We start from the raw sequence: 3,867 nt of genomic DNA, 5'->3' as shown, positions 1-3,867 counted from the left end.
GCTGGCCGGCCCGTACCCGGCGCCGACGCGTCCCGCGCCGGGCGCCGGGCGCGACGTACCGTCTCCCCGGTGTTCCCTCGCACAGCCTGGGCAGGGATACTGCGCTGCGGTGCGTACCGCTTTCCTCACCGAAGGTGGCGGGGGGTGTACCGGCACCTTCCGAGGGCCTCACGCGTTGACTGTCTTGGCAGACCTCCCGGCGCGGGCGGGTCCTCGCATACGATGGCCGTTGCCCGAAGACTTGACCGTGCCAGGCCCCGACCGGCAAGGAGACCAACCCTCGTGTCCGTCCTCTCGAAGATCATGCGTGCAGGCGAAGGCAAGATCCTGCGCAAGCTGCACCGCATCGCGGACCAGGTCAACTCCATCGAAGAGGACTTCGTCAGCCTCTCCGACGCCGAGCTGCGCGCGCTCACCGACGAGTACAAGCAGCGCATCGCGGACGGGGAGTCCCTGGACGACCTGATGCCCGAAGCCTTCGCCACCGTGCGCGAGGCCGCCAAGCGCGTCCTCGGCCAGCGCCACTACGACGTGCAGATCATGGGTGGCGCGGCTCTGCACATGGGATACGTCGCCGAGATGAAGACCGGTGAGGGCAAGACCCTCGTCGGCACCCTCCCCGCGTACCTCAACGCGCTCTCGGGCAAGGGCGTGCACCTCATCACGGTCAACGACTACCTCGCCGAGCGCGACTCCGAGCTGACCGGCCGGGTGCACAAGTTCCTGGGCCTGAGCATCGGCTGCATCCTCGCCAACATGACCCCGGCCGAGCGCCGCGACCAGTACGGCCGCGACATCACGTACGGCACGAACAACGAGTTCGGCTTCGACTACCTGCGCGACAACATGGCCTGGTCGCAGGACGAGCTGGTCCAGCGCGGCCACAACTTCGCGATCGTCGACGAGGTCGACTCGATCCTCGTGGACGAGGCCCGTACGCCGCTCATCATCTCCGGCCCCGCCGACCAGGCCACCAAGTGGTACGGCGACTTCGCGCGCCTCGTGAAGCGCCTGGAGCGCGGTGAGCCGGGCAACCAGCTCAAGGGCATCGAGGAGACCGGCGACTACGAGGTCGACGAGAAGAAGCGCACCGTCGCCATCCACGAGCCCGGCGTCGCGAAGGTCGAGGACTGGCTCGGCATCGACAACCTCTACGAGTCCGTGAACACCCCCCTGGTCGGTTACCTCAACAACGCGATCAAGGCGAAGGAACTGTTCAAGAAGGACAAGGACTACGTCGTCATCGACGGCGAGGTCATGATCGTCGACGAGCACACGGGCCGTATCCTCGCCGGCCGCCGCTACAACGAGGGCATGCACCAGGCGATCGAGGCGAAGGAAGGGGTGGACATCAAGGACGAGAACCAGACGCTCGCCACGATCACCCTCCAGAACTTCTTCCGCCTGTACGACAAGCTCTCCGGCATGACCGGTACGGCCATGACCGAGGCCGCCGAGTTCCACCAGATCTACAAGCTCGGCGTCGTGCCGATCCCGACGAACAAGCCGATGGTCCGCATGGACCAGTCGGACCTCATCTACCGCACCGAGGTCGCCAAGTTCGACGCGGTCGTGGACGACATCGTAGAGAAGCACGAGAAGGGGCAGCCGATCCTCGTCGGCACCACCTCCGTCGAGAAGTCCGAGTACCTCTCGCAGCAGCTCGCCAAGCGCGGCGTGCAGCACGAGGTGCTCAACGCCAAGCAGCACGACCGGGAGGCGACGATCGTCGCCCAGGCCGGGCGCAAGGGCGCGGTCACGGTCGCGACCAACATGGCCGGTCGTGGTACGGACATCAAGCTCGGCGGGAACCCGGACGACCTCGCCGAGGCCGAGCTGCGCCAGCGCGGGCTCGACCCGGTCGAGCACGTCGAGGAGTGGGCCGCGGCCCTCCCGGCCGCCCTGGAGCGCGCCGAGGCCGCGGTGAAGGCGGAGTTCGAGGAGGTCAAGGACCTCGGCGGGCTCTACGTCCTCGGCACCGAGCGGCACGAGTCGCGCCGTATCGACAACCAGCTGCGCGGCCGTTCCGGGCGTCAGGGCGACCCCGGCGAGTCCCGCTTCTACCTCTCGCTCGGCGACGACCTCATGCGGCTCTTCAAGGCGCAGATGGTCGAGCGCGTCATGTCGATGGCGAACGTGCCCGACGACATGCCGATCGAGAACAAGATGGTCACCCGCGCCATCGCCTCGGCCCAGTCGCAGGTCGAGCAGCAGAACTTCGAGACCCGCAAGAACGTCCTCAAGTACGACGAGGTCCTCAACCGGCAGCGCGAGGTCATCTACGGCGAGCGCCGCCGCGTCCTGGAGGGCGAGGACCTCCAGGACCAGGTCATCCACTTCATGGACGACACGATCGACGCGTACGTCGCCGCCGAGACCGCCGAGGGTTTCGCCGAGGAGTGGGACCTCGACCGGCTGTGGAACGCCTTCCGCCAGCTCTACCCCGTGCGCGTCACGGTCGAGGAGCTGGAGGACGAGGCCGGGGACCGTGCCGGGCTCACCGCCGAGTACATCGCCGAGGCGATCAAGCAGGACATCCACGAGCAGTACGACAAGCGCGAGGAGCAGCTCGGCTCCGAGATCATGCGCGAGCTGGAGCGGCGTGTCGTCCTCTCCGTCCTCGACCGCAAGTGGCGCGAGCACCTCTACGAGATGGACTACCTCCAGGAGGGCATCGGCCTGCGCGCCATGGCGCAGAAGGACCCCCTGGTCGAGTACCAGCGCGAGGGCTTCGACATGTTCAACGCCATGATGGACGGCATCAAGGAGGAGTCCGTCGGCTATCTGTTCAACCTGGAGGTCCAGGTCGAGCAGCAGGTCGAGGAGGTCGAGGTCGCGGACGAGGCCCCCGAGGACGCGGTGCCGGCGGGCGCGGGGCGTCCGGAGATCCGCGCGAAGGGGCTCGACGCCCCGCAGCGCGCCGACCGCCTCCACTTCTCCGCCCCGACCGTGGACGGCGAGGGCGGCGTGGTCGAGGGCGAGTTCGCGCAGTCGGAGCCGGGGGAGCCGGTGGCGGCGGGGGACGGGATGACCCGCGCCGAACGCCGCAAGGCGCAGAAGGGGCGCCGGCGCAAGAAGTGAGGTAGCGCTTCGCGTGCCGGAGACGTGGTTGTCGGCTCCATCGCCTTCGGGCGGTGGGGCCGATGGCCGTTTCCGGGGGTGTTTTCCGGTTGTAGGGCCGGAGGGCTGGGCCGGGTGGGGGTGAACAGCAGGCTGGATGTTCACTCGATGGGGGATGTCCGGAGCGGCCCTTGCGAGGGTGAGGGTTGACGGGAGCAGGGGTGCGGGCAGAGGCGGTCCGCGAGTGCCCCGGGAGTGAGGATGCGGCTGGAGGAGGGCGCGGGGCGGGGCGAGGGCGCGGGGCGGGGCGCGGGTCGACGAGAGTGCTCCCCGCGCGGGCAGGGCGGCCCCACCACGGCCGCTTCTCCGGAGGGGGCCCCGTCCGCTACCGCCACGCCGACAGGCCCCGGACCACCCAGCGGACAACAGCGTCCACCCAGCGGGGCCGGGGCCTGTCGGCACGTCGGTAACGCGTCCGCGCTACGGCGCCAGTTCCAGGGCCGTGCACCTCCAGACGCCGTCGCCCCAGTCCTCCAGGCGGAAGGCGATCGCGTGGAAGCGGCCGTCCGCCTCCAGGGTCGCGCTCGCCTCCAGGACCCCCGGGCCGATCTGGGTGGCCCGGGTGGTGCGCAGGACCGGGGCCGCGGTGCGGTAGGGCGGGGCGGCCGTCGTCAGGTGGTGGAGCGCCGTGCCGGTGGCGAGGCCCCAGAGGTCCTGCGGGGTGCGGTGGCCGGTGAGGGCGGCCAGGAGGCGGCGGGCCCACTCGTCCTGCGGCGGGCGGGGGCGCACGGGCTCGCGGCGGCGGCC

2 protein-coding genes are annotated in these 3,867 nt (G+C 69.9%); one reads left to right on the top strand and one right to left on the bottom strand.

What is annotated here, in order from left to right:
• Window positions 1–282 precede the first annotated feature (282 nt).
• Complete coding sequence (gene secA, locus G3I42_RS06075) at window positions 283–3,081, top strand: preprotein translocase subunit SecA (RefSeq protein ID WP_164283096.1); 2,799 nt, start codon at window positions 283–285, stop codon at window positions 3,079–3,081.
• Between the two features lie 459 nt (window positions 3,082–3,540).
• On the opposite strand, the gene G3I42_RS06070 is transcribed toward secA, so the two are convergent.
• Window positions 3,541–3,867, bottom strand: a 327-nt coding sequence (locus G3I42_RS06070) for an Rv3235 family protein (protein WP_164283094.1), incomplete at its 5' end; no start/stop codon positions are given.

This window comes from Streptomyces sp. SID11385, from assembly GCF_010548245.1.
Lineage (GTDB): Bacteria > Actinomycetota > Actinomycetes > Streptomycetales > Streptomycetaceae > Streptomyces.
Note: the sequence above shows the minus strand (reverse complement) of the source record. Positions and strands in the feature narration are given on the sequence as shown.